The following is a 25,675-nucleotide window of genomic DNA, read 5'->3' on the forward strand; positions in this document are numbered from 1 at the left end:
CTTCTTCATCCAACCCGCTGGTCGTCCCATAAACACCTCCTCGATCAAAGGTGTTGCGACGACCGGTTGAATCCGCCTTGACTTCCGCGATCGGAATGTAACAACAACCCCGGCACGGGCTTACGGTGCCAGCACGCGCTGCGAAGTGCCTGGCAGACCAGTTCCGCGTTGATGCGATCTGACATTGACCAGCCTACGATGCGTCGGCTTGCCAGATCCAGAATAGCAGCCAGGTATAACCAGCCTTCGCTGGTCCTGACAAACGTGATGTCGCTGACCCAAGCCTGATCGGTCTGCCAGCCGTCAAAACGACGATCAAGCAGATTGGGCGCCACCGGTAGGCGGTGTGTCGAATCCGTCGTCACCCGATACGGGCGTTTATAGACCGGCCGCAGCCCCAGACGTTGCAGACTACGGCGTACACGTTCGGCGCTCGTCGGGTGACCCTGGGTCCTTAGTTGCCGCACGATCCGAGGACGGCCGTAGCTGCCGCGACTGGCGCGGTGAATCTCTGCCACCTCCCGATCAAGCGCGGCGTTGGCCTGCGCTCGCTGACTTGGCCCGCGGTTCCGCCACTGGCAATATCCGCTGCGCGACACCGTCAGGATGTGACACAGCCGAGTAACACTGTACTGGTCGCGGTGCTCGTCGATCCATGCGTACTTCACCGCGACCCCTTCACGAAGTACGCCGTCGCTTTTCGAAGGATCTCGATATCGAGTCGTGCACTGGCGAGTTCTTTCCGAAGTCGGCTGTTCTCCGCCTCCAGTTCGTTGATCGGGCGCGTCGATCGCGTGCTCTTTACTCCGTGACTGTCGACTTCGCCGATACTTTTAGCACTGCGACTCCGTCGACTCCAATTGCCCAAGGTTGCCACTGGCACTCCGAGCCGACGCGCGGCTTCGTGCTGCCCGACTGATTCGGCAAGTCTAATGGCCTCAACCTTGAACTCGTCCGTGTATTGCCGCTTTGGCACTAGCTTCTCTGACATTCGAACCTCCGTACAAACAGAAATTAGCAAATTTCTGCTGTACGTGAAACCGAGGCACGGTCAGGGACTGCCGTGGCGCACTCTTGCGCCGGATCATGCAATCACGGTGGTTTGAGCCCTGTGACTAGGTAAACTGTTTCGCTTCACCGATGTACGGGGTTCTGGCAGACTGGTCTGCATGAAACTGCCCGCCGATCTCGACGCCCTCAGTACCGAACAGATACGCGAACTGAACGCGAAGCTGATGGCCGAAATCGCCGAGAAAGAAAGAGAGTTGCAGTACCGGCAAACACGTATCGACCAGCTTACGCACGAACTCTCGGTCATCAAACGGCAGCAGTTCGGCAGGCGCAGTGAGCAGCTCAACAAGGAGCAACTGAGCCTGCTCGAGGAAGCGCTCGATGCGGATCTGGCGTCGATCGGGCTTGAGCTGCAGGGGCTGAAGTCCAGCGAGCGGTCTGGTAACCCACGTCAACAGCCAAAGCGGGCACCGCTTCCTCCCGAGCTGCCACGTACCGACATTCATCACGAGCCGGATAGCACGATCTGTACGTGCGGCTGCGAACGCGTTCGTATCGGCGAGGACATCAGCGAAAAGCTGGATTACACGCCCGGCGTGTTCACGGTAGAGCGGCATATCCGGGGAAAATGGGCGTGCAAGGCATGCGAGACGCTGGTGCAGGCTGCGGTGCCGCCTCATGTGATCGACAAGGGTATCCCGACCACCGGCCTGCTCGCCCAGGTGCTGGTCGCCAAGTACAGCGATCACCTGCCGTTGTATCGACAGGAGCGCATCTTTGCGCGGGCGGGTCTGGCAATCGCGCAATCGACGCTCGGCGCCTGGGTTGGCGAGTGTGGCGTGCGCCTGCAGCCCCTGGTCGATGCACTTCGCGAAGAAGTGTTGCAGCAGGCGGTACTGCATGCCGACGAGACGCCGGTAAAGATGCTTGCGCCGGGAAAGGGCAAGACCCATCGAGCCTATCTGTGGGCGTACAGTACCACGCAGTTCTCCGATCTGAAGGCTGTGATCTACGACTTCGCCGAGAGCCGCGCTGGCGAACATGCACGCGCATTTCTAGGCGAGTGGCGCGGCAAGCTGACGTGTGACGACTATGGAGGCTATAAGGCCAGCTTCCAGAGCGGCGTGACGGAAACGGGGTGCCTAGCCCATGCGCGTCGTAAATTCTTTGATTTACACGTCAAGCACCAGAGCGAGCTGGCCGAGCCCGCGCTGCGATACTTCGGCGAGTTGTATGAAATCGAACGAGACGTCGCGGAACTCGAGCCCGATAGAAGACGTCTTGTGCGTCAAGAGCGGGCTCGCCCCATCGCCGACGAGCTTCATGCATGGTTGCTCGCGCAACGGCAGCGTGTGCCGGACGGATCCGGGATCGCCGCAGCACTCGACTACAGCCTCAAACGTTGGGAAGCGCTTACGCGCTATCTGGATGACGGGCATGTGCCTGCGGATAACAACTGGGTCGAAAATCAAATACGGCCATGGGCCTTGGGAAGGTCGAACTGGTTGTTCGCAGGCTCTCTGCGTGCCGGAAAACGCGCGGCCGCGATCATGACATTGATCCGCTCTGCACAACTGAACGCGCATGATCCGCTGGCTTACCTCAAGGACGTGTTGACGCGCTTGCCGACACACCGAGCCTCCGACATCGCGCAACTGCTTCCTCATCGTTGGACGCCGCCCGCTGCTTGATCATTCACGCGATTGCCCACGTCAAGATGCCTTCCCCGCGTGCTTCCTTCCACCGACTCGATCGCGCCAACATCAATAAATCCGCAAGGCTACCGATGTAGAACGCAACAGGCTTCAATTTCCGCGAAGGCCGATTGACCCACCGGAACAGCGAAGCGAGCGGCTGTTGTACTTTGCAAGCGGCCATAGCAAGCGCTCGGTGACGACCGACCGTTGAGGGTCGGGTCCAGCAGTTCGGGCGACGGTCGCCGCAGGCGAACGACGCTGGAACTGCGGTCTTCGGCAACCGTTAAGGCTTATTCGACGCCTGCCAACACGCGCAGAGGCACCGTCACATTCCTGTGATCGATGGCAGGCATCGAATAACCTTTAACGGCTACGGACCCATGACGCGCACCGCGCAAAACAAAGGCGCACGAATCGTTGCCGGGCGATCGTCTGCCTTGGTCGTTCGCCGGTGGACGAAGATAAGTGAGCAACATCTCGACATGCATGGCGGAGATTCGCTCGATGGCGATGAGAAAATTCCGCGGTACGGCGGCTGCGGTCCGGGGAGACTACTTCGCGGTGGCGTGCCCGTTGCGCGAGTTGAATAGGCAAGGGCTGAAGCTCGATCGCGATGCGCATGGCAACAGCTACGCGCAGGTCGTCGGATTCACACGCCGATGATCCGCACGCCGATACGCTGCTCGCGCATTATGAGTCGGACGATCCGGCCTCGCCGCACTATCGCGATGGCACGCGGCGCTACGCCGTCAAGGCGTGGTCGCGCTCTCCGTGTAGCGAGCGCGAGGTCGAATCGTCGCCGGGCGTGCTGTCGAGCATGCTTACCGACGAGCGGACTGAGCGCTGAATGTTGCCCGCAAGCTTCCGCCGTGCGGGTCGGATCGCCTATGGCTTACAGATCGACGACGATGTCCCGAACCGGCTGCGCGCAGCAGATGAGCAGGTTGCCTTCGGCGGGTCGGTCGAGCGGCTCTGTCTCATAGGCCACCGTGCCCGACACCAGACCGCTTTCGCAGTTGTGACAGACACCCGTGCGGCACGACCACCGCACGGGAACGTCGCAGGCTTCAGCCAGTTCGAGAACGCTCTGGTAGACCGACCGATTCCAGTGCGCGGCAATGCCGCTCCTTGCGAACGACACCAGCGGCCCCGTGTCGGCATCGTCCTTCGGCACATGGGGACTGCGTTTCGCCGCTCCGACGATGCCCGGATTCAGCGGTTCGCCGCCGTTGAACATTTCGGCGTGAATCCGTTCCGGCCCGACGCCCATGCCGGCGAGCGCCGCTTTCACATCGTCCATGAAGCGCAACGGTCCGCAAAGATAGATGTCCGCGTCGCGCGTGATACCAGCCCCGCTCAGAACCGCTTGCGAGAGGCGCCCGGTCGCGTCGAAATCGACGCCCTCGCGGTCGCTCGAGGCAGGCTTGCTGTAACAGACGTGGCTGCGTCCGTGGGCGAGCGTGGACATCAGACCGCGAGCTTCGGCGGCGAACGGATGATGCTGTCCGTCGCGCGCGGTGTGCATCCACAAGACCGGCCGCGTCGAGCGCGCCGCCGACAGCGCATGCAGCATCGAAAGAACCGGCGTCGCGCCGATGCCCGCGCTGAGCAGCACCACGGGTCCGTCGCCCGGCTGCAGAACGAAGCTGCCGCGCGGCGCGCTGACGTCGATCGTATCGCCAACGCGCACGTGTTGCTGAAAATAGGACCCGGCTGCGCCATCGGGCTCAATCTTCACGCTGATCCGGTAGCTCTCCGGCAAACGCCCGCCTGAAATCGAATAACTGCGGAAAAGCGGCGGTCCGCCGGCCGTTCGCTGCAAACGAAACACCAGATATTGCCCCGGTAGAGCAGGGTGCAGCGGCTGACCATCGGCACTTGTGAAGCTGAGCGAGAGCACGTCGGCGGATTCCGGTTCGACTGCCGAGACCTTGAGTGGCCGGAAACCCGGTACGGCGGCATTCGCTGCCGCTGCCGCCGCGAGCCCGGGATTTCCGCCCTTCGCGCCGTCTTTCAGAAGCGCCTCGAAAGACCGCCGCCAGCCCGGCGACAGCGCTTCGATCCGCAACGCTCGCTTCAGTTGATCGCGCGGATGATGAGCCGAGTAAAGCAGCGCATTGACCTGCGTGACGCTCATGCGCTCCTCGGCTTCGCCGATCTTCACGATCTCGTCGCCCGCGCCCACGTCGCCTTCCTGCAGGACGCGTAAGTAGAAGCCGGGTCGTCCGCTCGATGTGAGCAGGGCGGGCATCCGCGGTTCGTTCATGCGGATGCCGACGCGATAGCAGGTCACGCGGGGCTGCGTCACTTCGAACAGCGCGCCGTCGATCCGATAGCGATCGCCGATGCACACATCGGAATCGGACAGTCCTTCGATCGTGAAATTCTCGCCGAACTGTCCGCAGGCAAGGTCGCTGCGCTTCAATTCCGCCTGCCAGTAGCGCGACGATTCGATCTGGTAGACGAATACGGCACGCTGCTCGCCGCCGTGGCCCGCCAGATCGCCTTGGCCGTCGCCATCGAGGTTCAGTCGTCCGACGCGGCATCGGCCGCGCACGGGTTCTTTGCAGATGCCGGTATGCACCGTGCGGCCTTTCCACTCGATGTCGCGCGGAAGCCCGACATTCACCGATAGTAGTCGCGCCATGGTCATCACCGCTCGATGTGTTCGCACGGCACTTGCCCGCGCGGAGTGAAGCCCGATTCGCACAGCCACGATCTCGGGTCGGTGTTTCAGGGTGAATGATGATACGGACAAGTCGTTAGTCCGCCAAGTTTAAACATGCTCGCGGCAGAATGCGGGGTCCGTGCCATTCGACGAATCCGCGGCATCCAACCGATCGCCGGGTTCGGGATCGATGGCATCGGTCTGTCAGGAATTGTCCGTCACCCAGGATGAGCGGGAAATAACCTTTCTAAGTCGCGAATAGAGCTTTCTTTCAAGAGAGAGCTATCTAGCAACTTGCATTTTGCAGACTGATCCCCTCGGTCGCGTTGGTGTCTTAATCATTACCTTGTTAATAACATGCACGCGGCGCAAAACAATTGGAGCTCTTCAAGCGCCCCGGAGGATACCGGTTTCCGAGAGCGCATCACCTACAATATAAAGATGGGCGCTAGCGAGCACGGAGGCTGCCATGACTGAGACCTTTATAAGGGTGGTCCTCAGATCAGGTACTCGATCACGTGAGAGGCCCCCCGATTTGCGCGCACACCCCAGGTGCGCCATCTTCCGACCTGCACTGGCCGTAGGTAGTTGTCTGCTCGCGTGAGAACCCGCTAATGGTTCGGGCGGAGGGCCCGGGCGGCTCGGTCAGGCGGGCCGCGCGGCTCTCCTGCCGAACATCCCCGGTGCGAGGATGCGGAAGTTCAACGGTAATCCGCGGAACTGTGAGGAAGTGGGAGAGGTGGGTAGCACGCCGCTCCCAACGCGCTTGCGTGGACGTTGCGCCGTCGCGTTATCACGAAAAGTGAGCCTATCTACGAGAGGATGAGATCGTGAAACGCAATATGAATCTGGCGATCGCCATACTGAAGACGCTCGAGGAAAACAAGGCCCCGCACCTCAGCGAATTCGACATTGAGGGCGCGCTCAAGGACGAGTTCGATGTTTCGAACCGAGGGGTATGGTATCAGTTAAACCTGCTGGCCGACGCAAATCTGGTGCGTTCATTGGGAAGCGACTGGCGGCTAACTTGGGATGGCCACGAGTTTTTGAAGTCTTCAGCCCCGAATGCCTTCGAGGACACCTGAAGGGCGTCTCGTGTGCCGGAAAGGCCGCCCTGCTCGAGTGCCGCGCACCGCGCGGCGGGCACCGAAGGCGATGGCAGTTGGCCGAAGCGCACCAGGTTCCACGACGCGATGACGGTCACGCTCCAACGTCGAGCCGTCCGGTTTTGTACAGCCGCGTGTGCGCGTATTCGAGGTCTGAGTGGGACATGGATCGCTCAAAGCATGCGCTGCTTGATTATCACGAACGCAGCAAGCACCGTCTCAACTTCTACGCTCCTGGCCCTGGCGGACTCGACTGGACAACCCAGCCGGATCCGTTCCGGGTGTTTCACGGCACTCCGCGCGTTGGTCTGCCGTTAGCCGCGGACACCCTGGCCACGCGCTACAACGAGTTACGCTGTGGCACCCTGCCGCCCGCAAACGGAATCGATCTATCCAATCTGGCGATCCTGTTCGAACTCTCGCTGGGCTTGTCGGCGTGGAAAACATATGGCGACCAGCGGTGGGCGCTGCGCTGCAACCCTTCGAGCGGAAATCTGCATCCGACCGAGGGCTATCTTCTGTGTCCGGCTCTACCCGGCTTGTCCGCAGGCGTCTATCACTACCTGAGCCGGGATCATGCGCTTGAACATCGCGCTGCGGTGGACGAGCCGCAATGGACGGAAGCGTTTTCGGAAAGTGGTGTCCTGGTCGGCATAAGCTCGATCCATTGGCGCGAAGCGTGGAAGTACGGCATGCGAGCCTGGCGCTACTGCCAACAGGATTGCGGCCATGTCATCGCCGCGATGAGTTACGCAGCGGCGGCGCTCGGCTGGCAGACGCGGTTGATGGAGGCGGCTGCGGATGACGCAGTGGCCGACTTGCTTGGAGTGGACCGCCACGAAGACTTCAGGGATGCCGAAACAGAGGCGCCGGATCTTTTGCTCTGGATTGGCAATCCTGAGACGCGGCCCGATCTTGAGAGCATGCTGACCGCTTTGGATAGCGCACAGTGGCACGGACGTGCAAATCAGTTGAGTTCGGGACATGTGATGTGGCCGGACATCAATTCGATTCATCGCGTCACGCACAAGACCCGTACTCGCGAACCACTCTCGCCGAATCCGGGGCGGCGCTCAGTGCCGGCGACGCCAGCCCTTGATCTCAGCTTCGCCCGAATCGCCAGACAGCGTCGCAGCGCTGTGAACTTCGATGGCACGACGCGCATCAGCGACGCGGCGTTTTTCGGCATGCTAGCGTGCCTGCTGACACATCCCGACACGCCGCCGTGGAATGCGCTGAGGTCTCCTCCCAAAGTGCATGCGGCGCTGTTGGTGCACCGCGTCGACGGTCTGGAGTCGGGCCTCTATATGCTCGTCAGAACTCCGGGAGCGCTGCCGGATCTCAAGCGGTCTCTGCGTCCGGAATGGCTGTGGCAAAAGGCCGGGCCGAACCATCTGCCGCTCTATCTTCTGCTGCCTTACGACTTGCGCGCGGCGGCAAAGTTGATCTGCTGCCACCAGGATATCGGCGCTGATTCGTGCTTTGCGTTAGGGATGATCGCGAGATTCGATATCGCCATAAAACAACCATGGCGATATCGTTATCTTTTCTGGGAATGCGGTATTCTCGGCCAGGCGCTCTATCTCGAAGCTGAGGCAGCCGGAGTTCGCGCCACGGGGATCGGCTGTTATTTTGACGATGAAATGCACACATTACTCGGGGTGAAGGATCATACCTGGCAAAGCCTGTATCACTTCGCCGTCGGTGGCGCGGTCGACGATCAACGCCTGTCCGTAGTTCCGCCGTATGCGGCTCAGCCTTGAGGCGAGAGCGCCACATCCAGATCCTCGCGAAACGGTTCCCTTCAGGGCCACTCGGCAAATGAACGGCGAACGTTTTCCTCATTTCCTTACGTGGCGTGGCGAACCAAATGTGAGGATCAAAAGGTCGCCGTTGAAATGGCCTATTCGTCGGAAACGTGCTATTCGTCGATGCACGGCCGCCCGGGGCGAGCAACGGCGACAAAGGTCAACCGCCTACCGCGGCCGACGAACGGTGGTTCGGGAATGCCGCACTGATACGCAAGTACTCGGCCATGTAAGAAATTTCCAGAGGGCCGAGCACTTGCTGGCCGACACGGCTGACTACACGAATGACCTTTGCACCTTGGAAGCTGCCGTTGCGGTCGCGCAGGGTCGAAGGGGGAAGGGGGGTCGGCAAGGGAAGTGCGGTCGCGGTGCGAGCAGGTCGCAATTCGGCTTCTATGGACTGTCGCGTTCTGTGAGATTGACCCGCCAAAACGGACACCTATCCTTTGAAAAAAGGGGGTGCCAAAATGGGCAAGCATCGAGCACCGTACCCGGCGGAATTCCGGGCTCGCATAGTGGACTTGGTGAAGGCGGGGCGAACACCCGAGGAGCTCACGAGAGTTCGAGCCTAGTGCGCAGACGATAATCAACTGGGTGGCGCAGGCGGATATTGACGCCGGCGTGCGTCAGGAGGGGTTGACCACGGCTGAGCGCCAAGAGTTCACCCGTTTGCGCCGCGAGAATCGGCAATTAAAGACGGAGCGCGACATTCTCTCTCACGCCGCGGCCTGGTTCGCCCGCGAGACAGGAGCCGTGTCCTCGAAGGATACGGATTCATGAGAGCAAACCAGGCCCGTTGGCCCATTGCCACGATGGCGCGGCTGCTGGGAGTCTCGACCAGCGGTTACTACGCGTGGCTGGTGAGGGAGCCATCAAGGCGGTCACGTAGCGATGCTCAGCTACTGACGCGCATTCGTACGCTGCATGCGAGTTCGCGAGGTAGGTACGGAGCGCCGCGCATCCATGCACAACTTGCGCGCGAGGGAGTGCACGTGGGACGCAAGCGAGTCGCGCGCCTGATGCGCATCGCGGACCTACGGGGAGCAAGCCGACGGCGCTGGCCACGTACAACGCGTCAGCGTGCCGGGGCACGGCGCGCGCCGGACCTCGTGCGCCGGCACTTCAATGCGGAAGGGCCTAACATACTGTGGGTCGCAGATGCCACCTACATTCCGACGACAGAAGGCTTTCTCTATCTGGCTGTGGTGCTTGATGTCTTCAGCCGGCGCATCGTCGGCTGGGCGATGTCGAACCACTTGTACACGAACTGATGTTGCGCGCGCTCGACATGGCGCTGCAACAGCGACGCCACGAGGGCGTTATTCTGCATTCCGACCAAGGGTCCCAACACACGTCAATTGCCTTCGGAAAGCGCTGCCGCGAAGCGGGCGTGCAACCATCGATGGGTACGGCCGGCGACGCCTACGACAACGCAATGTGCGAATCCTTCTTTGGGACGCTTGAAGCAGAGCTCCTATCGCGCGAACACTTCGCGACCCATGAACAAGCACGGAGGCGCATCTTCTCCTTCTTGGAAGGCTGGTACAACGTACGCCGCCTGCATAGCAGCATCGGCTATTGTTCGCCGCTCGAATTCGAGAACCTGAGCGCGAAGACAAAAACCGCATCACCCTGCGGGTTGCCCACCGACGGGCAGCGTCGCGGTCGTGAGAAGCGACCCGCTGCCCGTCCGTGGACAACCCGCGACTCTACGCTCAACGGAGGCCAGACCACGACACATCTTTGACTGCAAATCTGTCCGTCGGAGCGGGTCAATCTCACTGCCATGAAGGGACTTTCATCGGCTTCAAAGTGCGGTCACTCGGGCGGCCGCTATGTCCCGGAAAGTGTCATCAGATTAGGTTCACGAAGCGCCTATCTGTACTTGTTGCGTACTAACTGCTTTGTTATAGCTTTAAAAAGATCGACTACGAATGGCGTAAAGCATGCAGATCGTGCCGACTCTGTGAGCGTCCAGTGACGAAATGCAACTAATCGTCTGCCGCGCTGATCCCAGTAACGTTCCGCGCGGGCGCCCGGCGCGCAGCCAACGCAAGGCGTCAACATAAGCGATCAGTCTTTAGCGAAGTCGGTCGCCGACAGCTCAAGATGCTTCGAAGGATGCGCCAGGAGCTTTCGCTCGGCGATGGCATGAATGCGGCCAAATCCATCGCGGAAGACCCTCAATGTCCGAGCATCGTCCGCACTCGGCGCGAGCCAAAAATACGCTTCGAGGGCGGCGCGTGAAACGACGCAGGTCACGGGTTGCGCGCGCGTTACCAGTCTATTCGGTGCTTTTCGTCGGTTTCTTGATGGCGTCGGTCGTCATCGATGTGCAGGTAGAGGCTCGTCGTCGTCAGCGATGCATGCCCGAGGTTGTCGCGCACGAGGCGCAAGTCGACTCGCTGGTCGGCCATATGCGATCCTGCGCTGTGCCTCAACCAATGCGCCGAGGCTTTTGCCAACAGGTCGGCGCGTGCGGCAGACGTCTCGTCGCGCTTGCGGAGTCGGGCGGCGGCCTGCGCGAACACTTCTTTGACGATCGCATGCAGTGCGGCGCGTGTCAAAGGCGCGCACGTCTGCGTGCCACCGTTCGCTGCCGTGGCGCCAATGGGCAAGACCAGCGGCGTGTCTTCATTGGGCGAGGGCAGTGCACTCAGCCCGAGATGCTGCCGGTATCGCGAGAGCTCCGTCATCATTTCACGCGTCGCGGGCACGAGCCGTTCTTTGCCGCCTTTGCCGTGCACGGTGAGCCACCATCGGATGTCTGCATTGCTATCACGGCGAACAAAAAACTGCCCCATCGTATTGCCACCGACCTCAGCAATCCGCAGGCCGCCCAGATAGAGCAGCGTGAAGAGCCACCGCACACGAGAGGCATGAGCGATCTGGCGTGGCGTATCGCTTGGCATGGCCGCGATGGTGTCCTTGACCTCTTGCCAAATGCTCGGCTCCAGATAGCGGGTGATGCGCGGCGCCGCGTGTCGGGTACGCTGTCGAGAGAGCGAGAGGGGATTGCCGGCCAAGTAGCCCGCCTGAACCAGCCACGAAAACAATGCATTCAGAATCACGATCGCCTGGCGCTGACTCGCAGGCGAGAGCGGCCCGTAGAAAGGACGCCAGCGCGCGTCGCTGCGGGCGTGCTTACGCCCGCCACCCGCAACCCAGCTCGCCGCCGGTTGCGGATCGGCCAGGAAGTGTTGATAGCGCAGGCAGTCCTCGTGCGTGAGCGAGGAGAGCGGTTTGTTGAGCATCACGACGGACCACAGCAGGAGCCGCTCGGCTTCCTTGCGGTAGTTCTCGAAGGTGGTCCTGGTGTCCGTGAAGCGCGACAGCCACGCCCGGATCGCATCGAGATCGTTGTTCGCGGCGATCTGTGCGCGACCCGTGACGGCGCGATTGAAACCCGTGCGGCCGTCCATCTCGGACGGGATCACAAGCATCTCCAGCGGCGCAGGCTGAAGTGCGAGGGAGGGCGGCGAGGGCAGTGCGGGCTTCAAGATCGGGCGATTTGGAAAGCGGCTTTGAGCCATTTTAATCGACAAACTTGGTATATATGGCTTGTTGTTGCGTTGGTTTGGTTTTTCAGATTTGCCGTATTTTAAGGGGCAAAGCGGCCAAGTTATCCACAGGATTGCCTATCTTTTTTGGTTGCCTGTTGCGCACCGCTGCGGCCGATTTTTGTTGCGTTATTCGCGGCAGAGCGACGCAACAGGATCTCTCTGACATAAGGGTCTTGTCGCCCGGCGTGTTGCGCTCATCTTCACGCCACGGCTCGCTAATTTACTTCTTCAGGTTGACGCCGAGGTGCCACAGCACATCGATATTTGTGAGATAGACGGTGACGTTTTCGCGCGATGCGTGGATGATCGAATGTTCCTGACCAGCGGCTATATCAACCTGTGCTGACGACGGGTCTTCAAGGCTCTGGCAGACGTCGCTGATTCCGTCGCGATACTGTTCGAGCCGGTCCGCTTTCCAGTTTCGCACAACGTCCGGTGCCAGAAGCACAGTCAGGATTCCTTTCCTTTCACCGATATACCTCACAGGGGGAAGCAGGCCTCTGATGTAAAGCACCAGGACCGCGTCAATCACACGATCATCGTGGTCTTCATCCCAGATGACGGCGAAGTCGAGAAACGCACAGTGTTCGATTCGATTTAGCGACTCGTCGTGCCAGACCGGTGCCCGAAGCACGGAGTAATGGGTGCCACGGCCGAAGGTGCCAACTGGATGTGTCTCGTCGTACAGGGTCTGGAAGAAGTTGCAATGTTGCAATAGGTCATCTGATGCTCCTTTCGGGAGGAACGCAGGTTTCCGCCGCAGATGCCGGCCATTTCGTGACCGGCAGATCCGTTAAGCGCTATCGCTTGATCTTTTTCCGACATTCTTCTGGCGGCATGGCCGAGACGGGTGCAGCCGGCATCGCGTCGAAGTCCGCGAGCCTGTCGCGGATCTCCCGGTGATGTTCATAGAACTTCGCCCACTTGTTCACGCCGCCCAGTTCGCCGACGGCGCGCAGCATGGCAAGGTGCGACGCGGTCAGCAGTTGCACAATAGATTCGAGTTCTGCAATCCGTACATCTTTGTCGGCAAGCGATGCCGCAATGTCGGCGCCGGACCGTTTGGCGATACGTGCGCGCCATTGTCGGTACTCGGCCTGACGCAGTTGATATTGAGCAAGCAGCCTGCTGCGCGACTCACTGCGGGTAATCGACGATGCTGCCTTGATAGACGGATGTAGTCGTGCAATGGCGCGCGCCGTGATGTTTTCGTCGTCCGCCAGCAACGTTTCGAGAATCTCGCGCATCTGGTCGTCGCTGGACGATGTTGTATCGTCGGGTTTACTCATCAAGTACTCCACGTTCCCGGGGCACCGAGAGATCCGGGCCATCGGGGAAGGGGCGCTCGCCGGGCGGTGTTGCAAGCAGTTTCTGAATGCCGTCGAGTCGTTTCTCCGCGTGTTCAAGCTGGTTCTGCCAACCGATACTGGTCGATGCTCTGGCCTTGATGGTTTCAAGGGCGGATTTGAACTTGGCTTCGAGCCGGATCAGGTTCTTCCGGTTCTCTGGCAGATCGGTGGCCGACAGGTGGCGGCAATCCGCAAAGCATTCGAGATGTTTGGGGCACGGGTCGACCGTAAAGGAATTCAGGCAATGTCCGTACGAGTGGCATGGAAGCCGTCGGCTTCGGCGCGCAGGTATTCATACGCGGCGGCGTCGCCCTCGGTCGCCTCGATACGCTTGAACGTATCGACGATCGGGCCGCTTGCCTTGCCCCTCTTGATGAGCCGTGCAACGATACTGGCCTTCTCGCCAAGCATGATCTCGATGTCCTGCGGGAGTGCGATCTGATCGAGCTCTTCGATGAGGCTACGATGGTCATACTCGTGACTCTGCGCAATGCTGCGCCGGTTGAAGCGTTTCGAGATGATCGTGTCGGCCACGCCCAGCCGGAACAACTCGGTGTTTTGAAGATGACGTAGCATGTGTGACTCAATCTTCAAGGCCCGGTCTGCGTCCGTCTGTCCGTATTTTTCGAAGAGTGACGGGATTTGTCGCTGGTCACCGAGTGCGAGACCGACGAAGCGAGGGGTAGGGCGACCGACCGACATGATCCGGGCAACGTCGCACAAGCCTTCGTTGCGCTCCTCTACAAGAGACCGCTTCGGTTGAACGAACAGAAGTTCCCACGGCTGCACGACGCCGGTACCAAGCCGCAGCGGCGTTGTGTCTGACACCTTGGTTTGGCTCGTTGCGCGAACATGATCCTCCAACTCACCAACATGAAGAAAGGTGTTGTGCCAGACCATGCGATCCCGAACTCCCAATACCTTTCCGTCCGCTTGCCGGAATCGCAACGCAGTCTCCCCGGTGCGCATCCTCTCGAGCATGCGTTTGCCGAACTGATACACCGCCATATCTAGCGTGACGGGACTGTGCTCGGGTCTTTCTGTCTGATGTCGATGCACTTCAGTCAGCACGTCGGGATCGAAGCCATCCCGATAGCGATCGATAAATGGCTTGTGCTCAATGTTCAGCCAGAACGGGTTGCCCGTCAGTCGCACATAGGCGTGCGTGAACGGTACGAGATCATTGACCCCGTACCACGGTAGCAAGCGGCCTGTTTCGCATTGCCGTTTCAGCGTCGCTCGCAATGGCTCGGTCAAACGCTCAACGCGCTCAAGCGTCTGCGTAAGCGTCGCCCGGAACATGTCTGGAACCGGCTGCGTTGCCTCATGGAGGAGTCGGCTATCCGATTCGTCATCTTGCTGCTTTTCGGCGAAGTGGCGGACCATCAGGGCCGTCGAGATGCCCGCAGACTCTCCGGCTGGCCGTCCTTTCGCATCCAGATAGCTGCGCTCCCGCTTCCAGTCAACAGGCAATAGGGCGGCTTCGCCCGCGCGCATGCCGGTTACGATCATCGTGCGGATGACGGCGAACCGCAGATCGTCCATGAACGTGAGCGGCTTTTCGGTCATTACGATACGGGTTAGCTCCCAGAACGCTCTGCGCGCGGGTAACCGTTCTTTCCGTTTTCGATCTTCGAGATCAGCACGCAACTCATCCTCTGACCACGTATGCCTCGCCCTGGTCACATTCGTCATTTTCATGCGAGGCAAAGCGAGGGATGTGTATAAGGGGCCCGCATCACAAATGTGTTGGACGTCGAGTACAACCTTGACCACTCCGATCACCAGATCGCCCAGCTGTCCTTTGGCTTGGATCGCCGCGCCCACGCGTATCGCTAGACGAAGATCATCGACGGTCAGTTGCCACGGTTCCTTTTCCACGCATGACGCAATCACCCGCAGCGGACGCGTGATGCACGACATGACGTATTGCGCGGTATTGCGCCTCAACAGAAGCTGCTCGACCGCAGCAGACTTGATCAAGTTCTGCCACGTTACGGTCAGCGGCCCTTGTGTCAATGGCGCCACGCCGGCCTCGACGCGCCCGGCGTTGATGATCGCCAACGCCTTCCGATCAGGGCCCAGGTCTTTCAAATAGAAGCGCGGTGGCGGCACATCGCCCGCAATGGCAGTAAGGTTCCAGCCGACGCCGTCTTGTGCTGCACCCGCCTCATCGAGTGGCATTTCCCAGCTCACCCCCTTTTGTCGGGCGAGGGCCTTCCCGAGTTCGATGAAGGCGGCATAGTGGGGATTCATCAGTCGTCGACCTCCAACTCGTCAATGACTGTCTGTATTTCGGCAATCGTGCGCTGCAGTTGGAGGTAGGCTGGCGACTGGGTCTCCCCGCGGGAGCTCCGCACGAAGAACACGACCACCTCGCGCATTGAGGCCAACACGTTCTCGTGGATCGCCTTGTCATGCAGGGGCATGAACTTCCTGCATCCGTAGCACGACGTTATGGGGTTATAGGGGCACGCGAGCTGTCCCGACGTACAACCGCCAATGCCTGCAATCGGTATCCCGTGAGGCACGCCAGCGATCTGTTGGTCACCCTTGAGTTGGGCGAGTTCTTCCGGGGAGATGAACCGGTCGTGCGCGATCCTTGCCACCCGCCGATAGATGTCCGATGCGCCGAGCGCGCGGTTGACGCGTTCCGCGTGAGAGGCTGAGGTCCTGAAGTAAACCAGTCCGGTCGGGACGTACGAATGCCCCATGAACTCGGCGAGCTCTTCGTGGCTCGCGCCAGCATCCACCATGCGCTGGGCGGCTGTATGCCGCAGATCGTTGGCACTACCACGGGATTGGGAGCTAATCAGCCGGCGAACAAGCGCGGCGATGCGAGCCCCAGCCTCATAGTTCGACTGCACATTGAAGAAGTGTGCGTTATTACCGGTCTCGTCTGATCGCCGCCAGTCTTCGAGTACAACAAACAGAGGCGCCCATTCACGCTTGACTCTGCGCGTCAGAGGTAGCCGCTTCGATTTGTTTCGCTGCTTGGCCATGTGGAACGTCAGGTGCACAGTTGGCGACCCGTCCCGCGAATTGGACCAGATGCGGACGTTTCGCATGCTCAGCATCGCAATCTGGATGGGGCGCATCGCGAACTGGTAGGCGCACAGCAACATGCCGGCGTCGCAGATTTCCTCGCGGGGAACCTGTGCGCCGGATGTAAGGGCTGTGACGGTTTCGTCCAGGTGTCGCACAATCGCAGCTTCCTCATCCGCGCTCAAAAACACATCTCCCGAGTGGACACCTGCATAGGGATTTTGGGCCGGCAAGGGGAGAACATCGGTAATGTAGGCGCTGTAGGAGTTAGACCAGCCTTGGAGACGGTAGCAGCACAGAAGCCGCAGCAGTGACTTTGCCGCGATGTAGGTCGAATGAGGCATCTCCCGCGCGCGCAATGCCGCCCAGACGAACCTGATTTTCCACGGGCCTGCGCGCACGATGCCTATGATGTCTTCCCGTGTCAGGTGCGCCGCCGAAATCAGATAATCCGTTGCCGTGGACACGGCGAGATCCATGCCCAAGAGATACAGGAAGACGTGCTTTAGCAGCAGAGCGTGCTTGTCCTCGTACCGTGTGAAGTCAACTTTCACCGTCCGGCCACAGATTTTCAGCTCAAACACCATCATCCGTTCCGGATGACGAATTGAATATTGGGTGTCGTTAAATTCATCACGGTAGCGGATGACTGGAGGCAAGGCCGGCAACGCTGCCACGACGCAATCGATACTGCCATCGGTAGCTGATGGATCAGGCTGCGGGGTTCTTGGACTGTGCGGTTGCTGCATATCAACTCCGAAGCGGTAAGGCGCGCAGCAGTGCAACCCGGTCATCGAAGGCGTCATTCCAGACACCGGCCAGTCTGTCCTCAAACACCGCGCGTGCATACCGGGACGGCATCAAGGATGTTCTGGACCAGCCAAAGAACACTCGCATTTTCTGGAGGTATCCGCCCGAGAATCCCCGTAGTAGCGAGTGTTCTCGATTTCGCCGAGACTTCAGTACCGTCGGGGAGATGGTCGGCAGTAGTGCCGGGGGATAGGCAGCAGCGTCGGTGCCCGTGAGGGGATGGGGTGAGCGACGACGGGCTACCGCCGCGGAGCTTCGCGCGCGTCGCAGTAAAAGCTCAAGGTATCGTCATCCTTGATCTTGACGTGCCAATGGCCAACGCAGTACCTGGCGTCGGCGAACTTCTCTCGCCAGCGATTGGAGAGCTTGCCGATCCAGGCACGCGCCTCCGATGGCATTTGCGGCGAGTCGGCCATCTGCTGCAGCATCTGTAGATAACTGGGGTCGCCGTGAGGGGTGTTCGCTGCGACATGTGCGTTCCAGATCAGCACGACCAGCTTGTATATCTCGCGCACGACGGCGATCGGCGTTTCTTCGGTGATGGCTTCGGATATGAGCGGCTCGCCGAAGTCCAGGATCGTTTCGGAGATCTTGCGCTCGGTCTTTCCCGCACTTGCTTTACCCATCGTTTCGTTCCGTTTAATGCGTGAGCCCGGTTCAGTGTCGGCTCGCCGAGCCCGCGATCGGCAAGGATGACATCCACGCCGCGCTCGACGCCGACCCAGCCACGCCAGAAGGCTTCCAGTTGTAGGGTGCCAATTCCTCGATCCGGTTGACCGGGTGCTCGTTGATACGTCCAAGCACGTCGGCCAGATAGTCGTACGGGTTGACATCGTTGGCCCGACAGGTCGCCAGCATGCTGTAGAACATCGCCGCGGCCCTGCCTCCGGCTTCGGAACCGAAAAAGAGATGGTTCTTGCGCGCGATTGCCACTCTGCGGATGGCACGCTCGATCAGGTTCGAATCCATCACCAGATTGCCGTCCTCCACATAGCGCGTGAGCGCTTCCCAGTTCGATAGAGAATAGGCAATTGCCCGGCCCAGGGCCGACTTGGGCAGGACTTCGTTCGCCATAGCCTGCAACCAAAGCTGGTAATCGTGTAAAACGGGCACCGATTCCAGTTGCCGCACCCGCCTTCGCTCGGATGGATCGACATCGCGCAACCTGCGCTCGATGTCGTAGAGCTTGCGAATCCACGCCAGCGCCTGCGCGGCCACGCTCTCGCCGGCTGTCTGTGGCGATTCCTTGCGAAGCTGACGGTAGATCTTGTAAAACATCCGGCGGGCGTGCACATGGCAGGCTACGTGCCGGATCTTGCCGCCGCGAAACAGCGCCGCCCAGCCCGAGTAATCGTCGGCCTGCAGATAGCCCTCGTAATTGCGCAGCAGTGCCATCGGATAGCGGCCGGCCCGGCTCGACGTGTAGTCGTAGTAGACCACCTTGGGAACGCTCACCCACTGACCGTCGCGCAACATCGCTCCCGCACTTGCATAGCCCCACAGCCGGACCGTCCTGGTCCGCTCCAGTTGTTTGCACAACTGCGGAAATGGTGTGTCGTCGCCAAAGATTACCGGCGCGCTCAGTAACTGCCGACAGAACACCTCGTACAGGGGCAACATCAGCTTCGCGAGTCGAATCGTCCAGTCGCTCATCGTATTGCGCGAAATGCGCAACCCATGCATCGTGAACTCTTCCTCCAGCCGGTAAAACGGCATGCCCGAGTCGAAGTGTGCCACCACGATGCGCGCCAGCAACTCCGGGCTCGCATTGCTCTTCAACAGCGGCGACGCCTGGAAAGTCACGCCGCGCACCGTCGAGACACCGTCCTTGACCAGCACATATCGCGGGCACACATGCTCGACTACGGAAATCCTGGCCGGAGTGTACTTGAGCGTGCGCGTGACGGTCTCGCCGATCACCGTCACCCGGTCGTATTGCGCCAGTTCCTGTTCCGGCATCGCATGCACGACGCGCTCGCGCGGCAGATCGTCTGGCAGCGCCGGACGTCCCTTGCTGCGACGCTTGCGCCGGTGGCCCTCCACGGGGATCGACAGATCCGGAATCTGCGGGGGCAACGGCGCTTCGTGATCCTGATCGAAGATGTCCAGTTGCAACCCGCTCATGCGCTCGCGGCTCGCTCCGAACAGTTCCTGCCGCGCGTTGGCCAGTTTGGCCCGCATCTCGAGCAGCGCCTGCTGCGTCCTGGCCAGCAATTCGCTTTGCCCCTCGACCCGTGCGCGCAACTGTTCGATCTCGCGCTGCTGCTGTTCGATCGTCGCATCGCGCGCCGCAATCGCACCGAGTAATTCGGGAAGGTTCCACGCCCCCAATGCCATCGGCAAGGGTTGTTTCGAGGCCGGGACGTTGAGCGGTTGCATAGGTCAGCATTATCGCCGCGATCGAGGTGCTCATGGACATATCCTCGCGATTCATGCGACCACTGTTGCGTTCACCGCACGCACGCGCCGACGTACGCCGATATCGATCCCTTCAAGCCAGGTCGTGAGCTCGGCAAGCGAGATTCCCCGCCGCGCGATGGCCGCGGGATCGGCAAGCGAGCCGCTCTCGAAACGCTTGTACATCAGCCAGAATCCCGTGCGGTCGTAAACCAAAACCTTGATCTTGTCACGGCGCCGGCCGTAAAACACAAACACGTGCCCACTCAGCGCGTCCTGATCGAACATCGGACGCACCAGCATCGAAAGCGAATCGATCGACTTGCGCATGTCGATCGGCTCCGCGGCGATGTACACCCGCACTGCCGTCGAAAGCATCATCATCGCGCCCCCGCACCGATTCGATCGATCATCGCCTGAAGCAAAGGCTCGAGCACGTACACCGGCAGCCGCAGCCGAATCCCATCGCCCAGAATCAACTCCGGCACCTCGCACGCGCTCGTGTTACCGGAGACGCCCACCGCGCGATCGACGATGCCAACGCGCATAAAGCCCGCCATGCTCTGCGCGACTGCAACCGTGGCGCCCGTGTTCTGCTGAACGTCACCGCTTCGCTCCGCCTGGCGAGCAAGTGCCAGGTACCTCGTCATCGAGGAACGGGAAATCCCGCTGCGTTCGCTATAGGCCTGGATCGTCAGCCCGCTTGCTCGAAACTCGCCTATGACTTCTCGCCACGGCCGTGTGCAGCGATTGCGCCGCCTTCTCGCCGGCGCCGAACTCACATCCGCCGCATCCTCAGGCAACTTCTCCGCTTCCTGCATGAATATCCTCCCGTCATCGCAATGGGAGAATCGTCCAACATCGACGTCACGCCCTCAATAACGGGGGTTCTCGGGCGGATACTTCTGGAGCGCCTCGTCCATGGGGTCGCCCCGCTCAAGCAGTTGATTCAACCGCATCGCGGCACTCGTGTGCCTCAAGTCGTGAGGTGTTATCGCTTCCTTGCCTGTGCGGTCTTTGAGCTCCGAGAGCACATCATCCGGCAGGCTGCGGGATACGAGCACGAATGCTTTGGTCAGTGTCTCCGTCGACAGTGGGGTGTCGAACTGCGAATTCAGCAAGTACGAGTGAGAGGGGCTGCCGCGGTAGTTCTCCACGTAACGTTGGACCACACGGGCTGTCAGCTCGCTAACAGGAATCTGCCGAAGCGAATGCACGTTCTTGATGGAAGGCTTCGAATAGCGAGGATCAACCTCCGAATCTTCGTATCCATTTTGCTCGACGTTGATCCAATACCGCGTCCGATGCTGCCCACGGTCATACGCACTTTTCACCGCATCAGCCGGCAGGAGCAATGCTTCCCCTCGGCGAAGTCCTTGATGCAACATCAGTACAAAGGCAACGAAGATGCGCCAACGCGTCGGCGCGCGGGTGAACGGATTGTGGTGAAAGTCCGGGTCAAGCAGGCGGTACAGTGCTTCAACGGTGCTGGCAGGCAACGAACGCACCGTGTCTACGGAGTTATCCCGGCGGACATGAAGCTGACGATAAAGAGCTGCACGCCGATGCAGCCGTGCCTCGATGCGTCTCATCCGGTCATCGTTGGCCTCACTCTTCGAGATCCACGCGACCACGGACAATACGAATTCGAGACCTGTCTGCCAGCGCTTCTCGTCGGCACCTGTTACCACAGGCTGATTGCGGATTGAAACGAACCACGACTCGAGAATGTCAGCCAGTGCTTCGTCGTCCAGCGTTCCAAGCGCGTCGTCCAGCGCATTCGGGCCAACACCGAGACCGGCCGCATGTTGGTAAAGATTTTCCAGATATCGGAGTTTCTTTGTATGCGTAGACGCTGCCAGTTCGGATGACAACATTGTCGACCAGACAGCAGCCCAATAGCGGGGCAACCCAATGCCATCGAGCAGCATCGGACCGCGAAGCGACGGTGGAACCGTAGCGCCGTTCAGTTGTAGAAACACAGAGATCGTCCGTGCGAACCGCAACGACCAAAACTACCAACATCACATGATGATGTTGTGACGGAAAGCGCCGATCCACTCGAACGGACGCAACAGATCGGTATATACCAGTCCTCGACATTATAGCATTAATGTCAAATCGAAGCCGCCGATGAGTAAGATAAATAGCGAAATACGTTGTACTATCCCTGAATTCTCGGCTGATACCCGCTTATGTCCGAACCCCTTTCCGACGAAACCCGCCTCGCGGCGGACATCGAGCGCCTCAAAGTCGAATTCCCCAAGACGCGCGAACTCTATCGCGAGGTGTGCGCGCTGCTGTTCTTCCGCTTTGGCGTCCCCCCGACGGCGAACCGCCTCTACAACCTGGTCCGGCGCGGCACCATGAGTACACCGGCGTCGGTCTTGAGCGAGTTCTGGGCAGAGCTGCGCGAGAAAAGCCGGGTGCGCATCGAGCACCCGGACTTGCCGACGGACTTGAGCGAAGCGGCGGGCGAGCTGATCGGGACACTGTGGACCCGGGCGACGACGTCGGCGCAGGCCGAACTCACGTCGCTGCGCGACGAAGTCGAAGCGCAGCGTGCCGAGGCCGAGCAAAGGGTCGTCGCCGCGCGGGAAGAACTGGGCCGAACGGAAACGGCGCTCGAGCAGCGTACCGCGGCGCTGCTCGCGGCCCAGGTTGAGATTCGGGAGCTGGAGCGGCAGCAGGCGCAAGAGGCCGCCAGGCGTCAAGCGCTCGAGGCGCAGATCAAGCGTCTCGGCGAGGAGGCGGTGGCGCGCGAGCGGGAACTCGAAAAAGTGCGCGACACCTTCTTGCGCGATCTGGAGAAGCTGCGGGAAACCGCCGGCCGTGCCGAGGAGCGATTGCGCGCATCGGAAAAGCGCGCGCTCTTGGAGATCGATCGGGAACGCAGCGCCACAGCCAAGGCTCAGAAGGAACTGGCCGAGGCGGCCAAGCGGGCGGAAAAGCGAGAGGCCGAGCATCGTCGCGCCGTCGACGCGCTGCAGGCGCAGCAGGGCGACACGCGCCACCAGAACGGAGTGCTTCAGGGCAGGCTCGCCGCGCTCGAAGCGGCGCATCACGCACTTCAGGAACAGTTGAAGTCGCTGCGCACAGCGGCGCGGCCGTCCACGCGCCTGCCGACAGCCGAAGCCGGTTCGCCAGCGAGGCGAGGCGCCCGGAAGGCAGCGGCTGGTAAAACGGCGAGAGTGAAGGGTCGCACGTAGATAATGACCAGACTACAGAATTGCGCCGGCGGGTGGCGCGATGCAAGGGATGCGCGCCAGCCGCGTGGTCGGCCAAACGGAGCGAACAGATGCGAAGATCGGCGGAGAACAAATTGCGGGTGGTGGCGGTGCGCATCGACCCCGTCATCGAACAGCGGTTGCGGGTGCTGGCAGAGGCCACGGGGCGCAAGCAATCGTTCTTCCTGCAGCGCATGATCGAAGAGGGCATTGAAGCCATGGAAGCAATCTGGCTGTCGCCGCAGATGCTAGCCAAGGTCCGAAATGGTGATTTGCCTGAGCTGCTTGACGCACGCAGCGCGACCTCGGATCTGTTCGACCTAAATGTGACCGACGCAGACTAGCAGAGGGCCGCCATCCGAAGTGTGACCAGCGTTCGGTATGATCGGGTTCATTTCTAACAGAGAGGAAGCGTTTCAATGAACAAGCAGGAACTGATTGACGCTGTGGCGTCCGGAGCCGGTACGAGCAAGATCGCCGCAGAGGACGCCATCAATGCCGTGTTTGAGACGATTGCGAAGGCGGTGGCTGCGGGTGACGCCGTTCAGCTGATCGGCTTTGGCTCGTTCGGGACCGGAGAACGTGCCGCGCGCACCGGTCGCAATCCGCAGACCGGCGAGCCGATCGAGATCGCAGCAGGCAAGACGGTCAAGTTCACCGCTGGCAAGGCGTTTAAGGACGCCGTCAACCAAGCGTGAGCCAAGGGCGGAGCCGGTCATGCCGCCGACTTTGAAGAGTTGCGCGTCGAGCGGCCGCAGGCTATTGAGCTTGACTGCCGTGAGACGTTCAGTGCCGTCCGCGTGAATCGATCGGATCATGATCCGTCGGCCACGCGCTTCGCCCAGCACCTCGACGATGCGGTCCTCATAGCGCACAAGCGTGCCGCGAGGCGGTTTGCGTTTGATGCGGCTGCGACCGGTCGAAGAAGGCATAGGGCGTCAAAGCTCGTGCGTCGATCGCATGATGCCAATTCGCAGCGGCGATACCACATCGTTTAGCCGGCTACGGCACAAACAGAGAGGGCAAAGGTTATGCGCCGCATCGTGGTACGTTCTTCGCCGGTCCACGGACGCGGTGTATTTGCACTCACCCAGATCGGGGCTGGTGAGACAATCCTGGAATACAAGGGCAAGCGCCTGTCTTGGGCACAAGCGCAGCGCCAGTATGCGCGTTCGGCCGCCGAGGACGGCCACACGTTTTACTTCGACCTTGACGACGGACGCGTGATCGACGGCGCGCAGGGCGGCAACTCGGCGCGCTGGGTCAATCACAGTTGCGCGCCGAACTGCGACACCGAGCAAGATGGCAGCCGGGTTTTCTTCCACGCGCTACGCGACATCAAGCCGGGCGAAGAGTTGTTTATCGACTATCGACTTTTTGTGGAAGGGCGAAAAACTGCTGCGCTCAAAAGGCTCTATGCGTGCCGCTGCGGTGCCGACACCTGTCGGGGGACGATGCTGGCCGCGTCCTGAAAGCGCCCACGAAACGACGAGCATCTACTACCGACTATCGCACATCAACTGCCGCACCTGCTGGTGTCGCGACGATTTTGGCGCTGCACTCTGCTGACGGAACGTGACTGTCATGCCCTCACCGAAATGGACCTTCGCTTCGCGCTTTCGACGCAACGCATTCGGATGGCGATCGTCGCTGCCCATCCAACGCCTGAAGGAGGCGGTATCTGAGATTCGTTCGACCGCCCGCGCCGATGGTGCGCTTGGTGCGGAAGGGGCCGTTCTTCTTCTTGAAAGACTGTCGCCCGCACTTGAGCAAGTCGACAGTTCTTCGGGCGCACTGGGCAGCGCGGTCAACCGTGCTATCGAGGCGCTCGTCCCAATCATCGCAGCCGCCGACGTTGAGCCCGCAGCACGGGAGCGCTGGCTGGAAAGGCTTTTCGAGGCGTTGCAGGACGATCAGATGCCCTACATTGAGAGCCTCGGCGAACACTGGGGAACCTTGTGCGTGACGCCCTCGTTGGCATCTGACTGGGCCGACCGGTTGTTGCCGCTCGTCACCCATGTGCTGGAGGCGGAAGGATTCAACTACTTCGTCGGCGTGGTGCCGTGCTTGAGTGCGCTCTACGCAGCCGGCCGCTTCGAGGAAATCGTTGAGCTTGTGCGGCGCGATCGCCTAAGTTCCTGGTGGTATCGGCGTTGGGCCGTCGACGCGCTGGTCTGCCTCGGACGTCCGGGCGACGCACTTCGCCTTGCTGAAGCGAGCCGAGGGCTGAATGCGCCCGAATCCGCAATCGCGCGCACCTGCGAGACGATCCTCCTCGAGTCCGGCATGACCGAGGAGGCCTACGAGCGCTATGCGTTTGCCGCCAATCGTGCAGGCACGTACCTCGCAACGTTCCGCGCGATCACCAAGAAATATCCCGGGAAAGCCCCGGCAACGATCTTATCGGACCTGGTTCGAAGCGAGCCTGGGTCCGAAGGCAAATGGTTTGCCGCCGCCAAAGACGCCGGGCTGTTCGATCAGGCCATTGCGCTGTCCAGACAGAGCCCCACCGATCCCAAGACGCTCATACGCGCCGCGCGAGATTGCGAGACGAAGCAGTCCCGTTTCGCGATGGACTGTGCGCTGTGCGCACTGCAATGGATGGAGGCCGGCTACGGCTATGAGGTGTCGATGACTGACGTCACCGATGCCTATGATGCCCTCATCGCCGCGGCAAGTGCGAATCAGGTCTCTAAAGGAGCGGTGGACGATTGCGTGCGAAGCCTGATTCGCAATGCGGACTCGCTGGTTGGGCGAGCGTTGCACACGCGCATGGAGGCCGACCGGCGCTAGACAAGAAGAGAACAGGCTTCTGCTGACGTAGCGCGTCGGCGCCGCTTGCGCATTCGCGGGAGCCCGGCAAGAACCTACCTCTAGCCAAAGTCCAATACACGGCTGCGCATGCTTCCTTGACTTTTCGTGAGCCTCGATACGCTGGTCTCAACGGATCAGGAGACGCACAGCGTATGAAGTCAATCGTAGCAAAGCGAAATC

The 25,675-nt window shown here is 60.7% G+C and carries 21 protein-coding genes and 2 pseudogenes; 10 read left to right on the plus strand and 13 right to left on the minus strand.

Annotated elements, in window-relative coordinates:
• Window positions 1–77: 77 nt before the first annotated feature.
• Window positions 78–991: pseudogene (locus tag NCT32_RS33845) on the minus strand (IS3 family transposase); the annotation flags it as partial.
• A gap of 178 nt (window positions 992–1,169) precedes the next feature.
• On the opposite strand from NCT32_RS33845, the gene tnpC (NCT32_RS33850) reads away from it, so the two are divergent.
• Together tnpC (NCT32_RS33850) and NCT32_RS33855 are read left to right on the plus strand one after the other, a co-directional pair.
• Window positions 1,170–2,702, plus strand: a complete 1,533-nt coding sequence (gene tnpC, locus NCT32_RS33850; protein WP_061121699.1) for an IS66 family transposase — start codon at window positions 1,170–1,172, stop codon at window positions 2,700–2,702.
• Between the two features lie 625 nt (window positions 2,703–3,327).
• Window positions 3,328–3,555: a hypothetical protein gene (locus tag NCT32_RS33855; RefSeq protein ID WP_143756448.1), complete on the plus strand. Its 228-nt coding sequence runs from the start codon at window positions 3,328–3,330 to the stop codon at window positions 3,553–3,555.
• Window positions 3,556–3,600: 45 nt separating this feature from the next.
• Here NCT32_RS33855 and NCT32_RS33860 read toward each other — a convergent pair whose 3' ends face one another.
• Window positions 3,601–5,355: an MOSC and FAD-binding oxidoreductase domain-containing protein gene (locus NCT32_RS33860; RefSeq protein WP_061121702.1), complete on the minus strand. Its 1,755-nt coding sequence runs from the start codon at window positions 5,353–5,355 to the stop codon at window positions 3,601–3,603.
• Window positions 5,356–6,206: 851 nt separating this feature from the next.
• Here NCT32_RS33860 and NCT32_RS33865 point away from each other — a divergent pair.
• From NCT32_RS33865 to NCT32_RS33875, 3 genes and pseudogenes are all read left to right on the plus strand, one after another.
• On the plus strand, window positions 6,207–6,461 hold the full coding sequence (locus NCT32_RS33865; RefSeq protein WP_250491327.1) for a DUF2513 domain-containing protein: 255 nt from the start codon (window positions 6,207–6,209) through the stop codon (window positions 6,459–6,461).
• A gap of 185 nt (window positions 6,462–6,646) precedes the next feature.
• Window positions 6,647–8,245 carry a SagB/ThcOx family dehydrogenase gene (locus NCT32_RS33870; protein ID WP_250491328.1) on the plus strand — a complete coding sequence of 533 codons (1,599 nt, stop codon included), beginning with the start codon at window positions 6,647–6,649 and terminating at the stop codon, window positions 8,243–8,245.
• Between the two features lie 512 nt (window positions 8,246–8,757).
• Window positions 8,758–9,890: pseudogene (locus NCT32_RS33875) on the plus strand (IS3 family transposase); the annotation flags it as partial.
• Window positions 9,891–10,363: 473 nt separating this feature from the next.
• Here the strand turns inward: NCT32_RS33875 and NCT32_RS33880 are convergent.
• The 11 genes from NCT32_RS33880 to NCT32_RS33930 form a co-directional block, all read right to left on the minus strand.
• Window positions 10,364–10,552, minus strand: coding sequence for a hypothetical protein (locus NCT32_RS33880; RefSeq protein ID WP_409241562.1), 189 nt, complete (start codon window positions 10,550–10,552; stop codon window positions 10,364–10,366).
• 14 nt (window positions 10,553–10,566) lie between these two features.
• Window positions 10,567–11,733 carry a tyrosine-type recombinase/integrase gene (locus tag NCT32_RS33885; protein WP_061121705.1) on the minus strand — a complete coding sequence of 389 codons (1,167 nt, stop codon included), beginning with the start codon at window positions 11,731–11,733 and terminating at the stop codon, window positions 10,567–10,569.
• A gap of 340 nt (window positions 11,734–12,073) precedes the next feature.
• Complete coding sequence (locus NCT32_RS33890; protein ID WP_061121706.1) at window positions 12,074–12,568, minus strand: hypothetical protein; 495 nt, start codon at window positions 12,566–12,568, stop codon at window positions 12,074–12,076.
• Window positions 12,569–12,653: 85 nt separating this feature from the next.
• Window positions 12,654–13,142 (minus strand): hypothetical protein, encoded by a 489-nt coding sequence (locus NCT32_RS33895; RefSeq protein WP_061121707.1) that lies wholly within the window; start codon window positions 13,140–13,142, stop codon window positions 12,654–12,656.
• Between the two features lie 297 nt (window positions 13,143–13,439).
• A complete protein-coding gene (locus tag NCT32_RS33900; protein ID WP_250491329.1) occupies window positions 13,440–15,458 on the minus strand; it encodes a hypothetical protein in 2,019 nt (672 codons plus the stop codon).
• Complete coding sequence (locus NCT32_RS33905; RefSeq protein ID WP_061121720.1) at window positions 15,458–16,996, minus strand: site-specific integrase; 1,539 nt, start codon at window positions 16,994–16,996, stop codon at window positions 15,458–15,460. Before NCT32_RS33905 ends, NCT32_RS33900 begins: the two co-directional genes overlap by 1 nt.
• A gap of 300 nt (window positions 16,997–17,296) precedes the next feature.
• Window positions 17,297–17,683, minus strand: a complete 387-nt coding sequence (locus NCT32_RS33910) for a hypothetical protein (protein WP_061121708.1) — start codon at window positions 17,681–17,683, stop codon at window positions 17,297–17,299.
• Window positions 17,684–17,714: 31 nt separating this feature from the next.
• Window positions 17,715–19,436, minus strand: a complete 1,722-nt coding sequence (gene tnpC / locus NCT32_RS33915) for an IS66 family transposase (RefSeq protein ID WP_061121709.1) — start codon at window positions 19,434–19,436, stop codon at window positions 17,715–17,717.
• A gap of 51 nt (window positions 19,437–19,487) precedes the next feature.
• Window positions 19,488–19,838, minus strand: coding sequence for an IS66 family insertion sequence element accessory protein TnpB (gene tnpB, locus NCT32_RS33920; protein ID WP_061121710.1), 351 nt, complete (start codon window positions 19,836–19,838; stop codon window positions 19,488–19,490).
• On the minus strand, window positions 19,835–20,275 hold the full coding sequence (gene tnpA / locus NCT32_RS33925; protein WP_061121711.1) for an IS66 family insertion sequence element accessory protein TnpA: 441 nt from the start codon (window positions 20,273–20,275) through the stop codon (window positions 19,835–19,837). The genes tnpB and tnpA overlap by 4 nt, the downstream gene beginning before the upstream one ends.
• 54 nt (window positions 20,276–20,329) lie before the next feature.
• The gene (locus NCT32_RS33930) at window positions 20,330–21,436 is read right to left on the minus strand and encodes a site-specific integrase (protein ID WP_086961647.1); all 1,107 of its coding nucleotides are present in this window, start codon (window positions 21,434–21,436) and stop codon (window positions 20,330–20,332) included.
• Window positions 21,437–21,649: 213 nt separating this feature from the next.
• On the opposite strand from NCT32_RS33930, the gene NCT32_RS33935 reads away from it, so the two are divergent.
• The 5 genes from NCT32_RS33935 to NCT32_RS33955 all read left to right on the plus strand — a co-directional run bounded on the left by NCT32_RS33935 (window position 21,650) and on the right by NCT32_RS33955 (window position 25,474).
• Window positions 21,650–22,663: a DNA-binding protein gene (locus tag NCT32_RS33935; protein ID WP_250491331.1), complete on the plus strand. Its 1,014-nt coding sequence runs from the start codon at window positions 21,650–21,652 to the stop codon at window positions 22,661–22,663.
• Window positions 22,664–22,752: 89 nt separating this feature from the next.
• Complete coding sequence (locus NCT32_RS33940; protein WP_061121985.1) at window positions 22,753–23,025, plus strand: hypothetical protein; 273 nt, start codon at window positions 22,753–22,755, stop codon at window positions 23,023–23,025.
• Window positions 23,026–23,100: 75 nt separating this feature from the next.
• Window positions 23,101–23,379 (plus strand): HU family DNA-binding protein, encoded by a 279-nt coding sequence (locus NCT32_RS33945; protein ID WP_061121986.1) that lies wholly within the window; start codon window positions 23,101–23,103, stop codon window positions 23,377–23,379.
• Between the two features lie 333 nt (window positions 23,380–23,712).
• Complete coding sequence (locus NCT32_RS33950; protein ID WP_061121987.1) at window positions 23,713–24,153, plus strand: SET domain-containing protein; 441 nt, start codon at window positions 23,713–23,715, stop codon at window positions 24,151–24,153.
• A 112-nt stretch (window positions 24,154–24,265) separates the two neighbouring features.
• Window positions 24,266–25,474, plus strand: coding sequence for a hypothetical protein (locus NCT32_RS33955; protein ID WP_061121988.1), 1,209 nt, complete (start codon window positions 24,266–24,268; stop codon window positions 25,472–25,474).
• Window positions 25,475–25,675: the final 201 nt, after the last annotated feature.

It is taken from the genome of Caballeronia sp. INML2 (genome assembly GCF_023631365.1).
Lineage (GTDB): Bacteria > Pseudomonadota > Gammaproteobacteria > Burkholderiales > Burkholderiaceae > Caballeronia > Caballeronia turbans.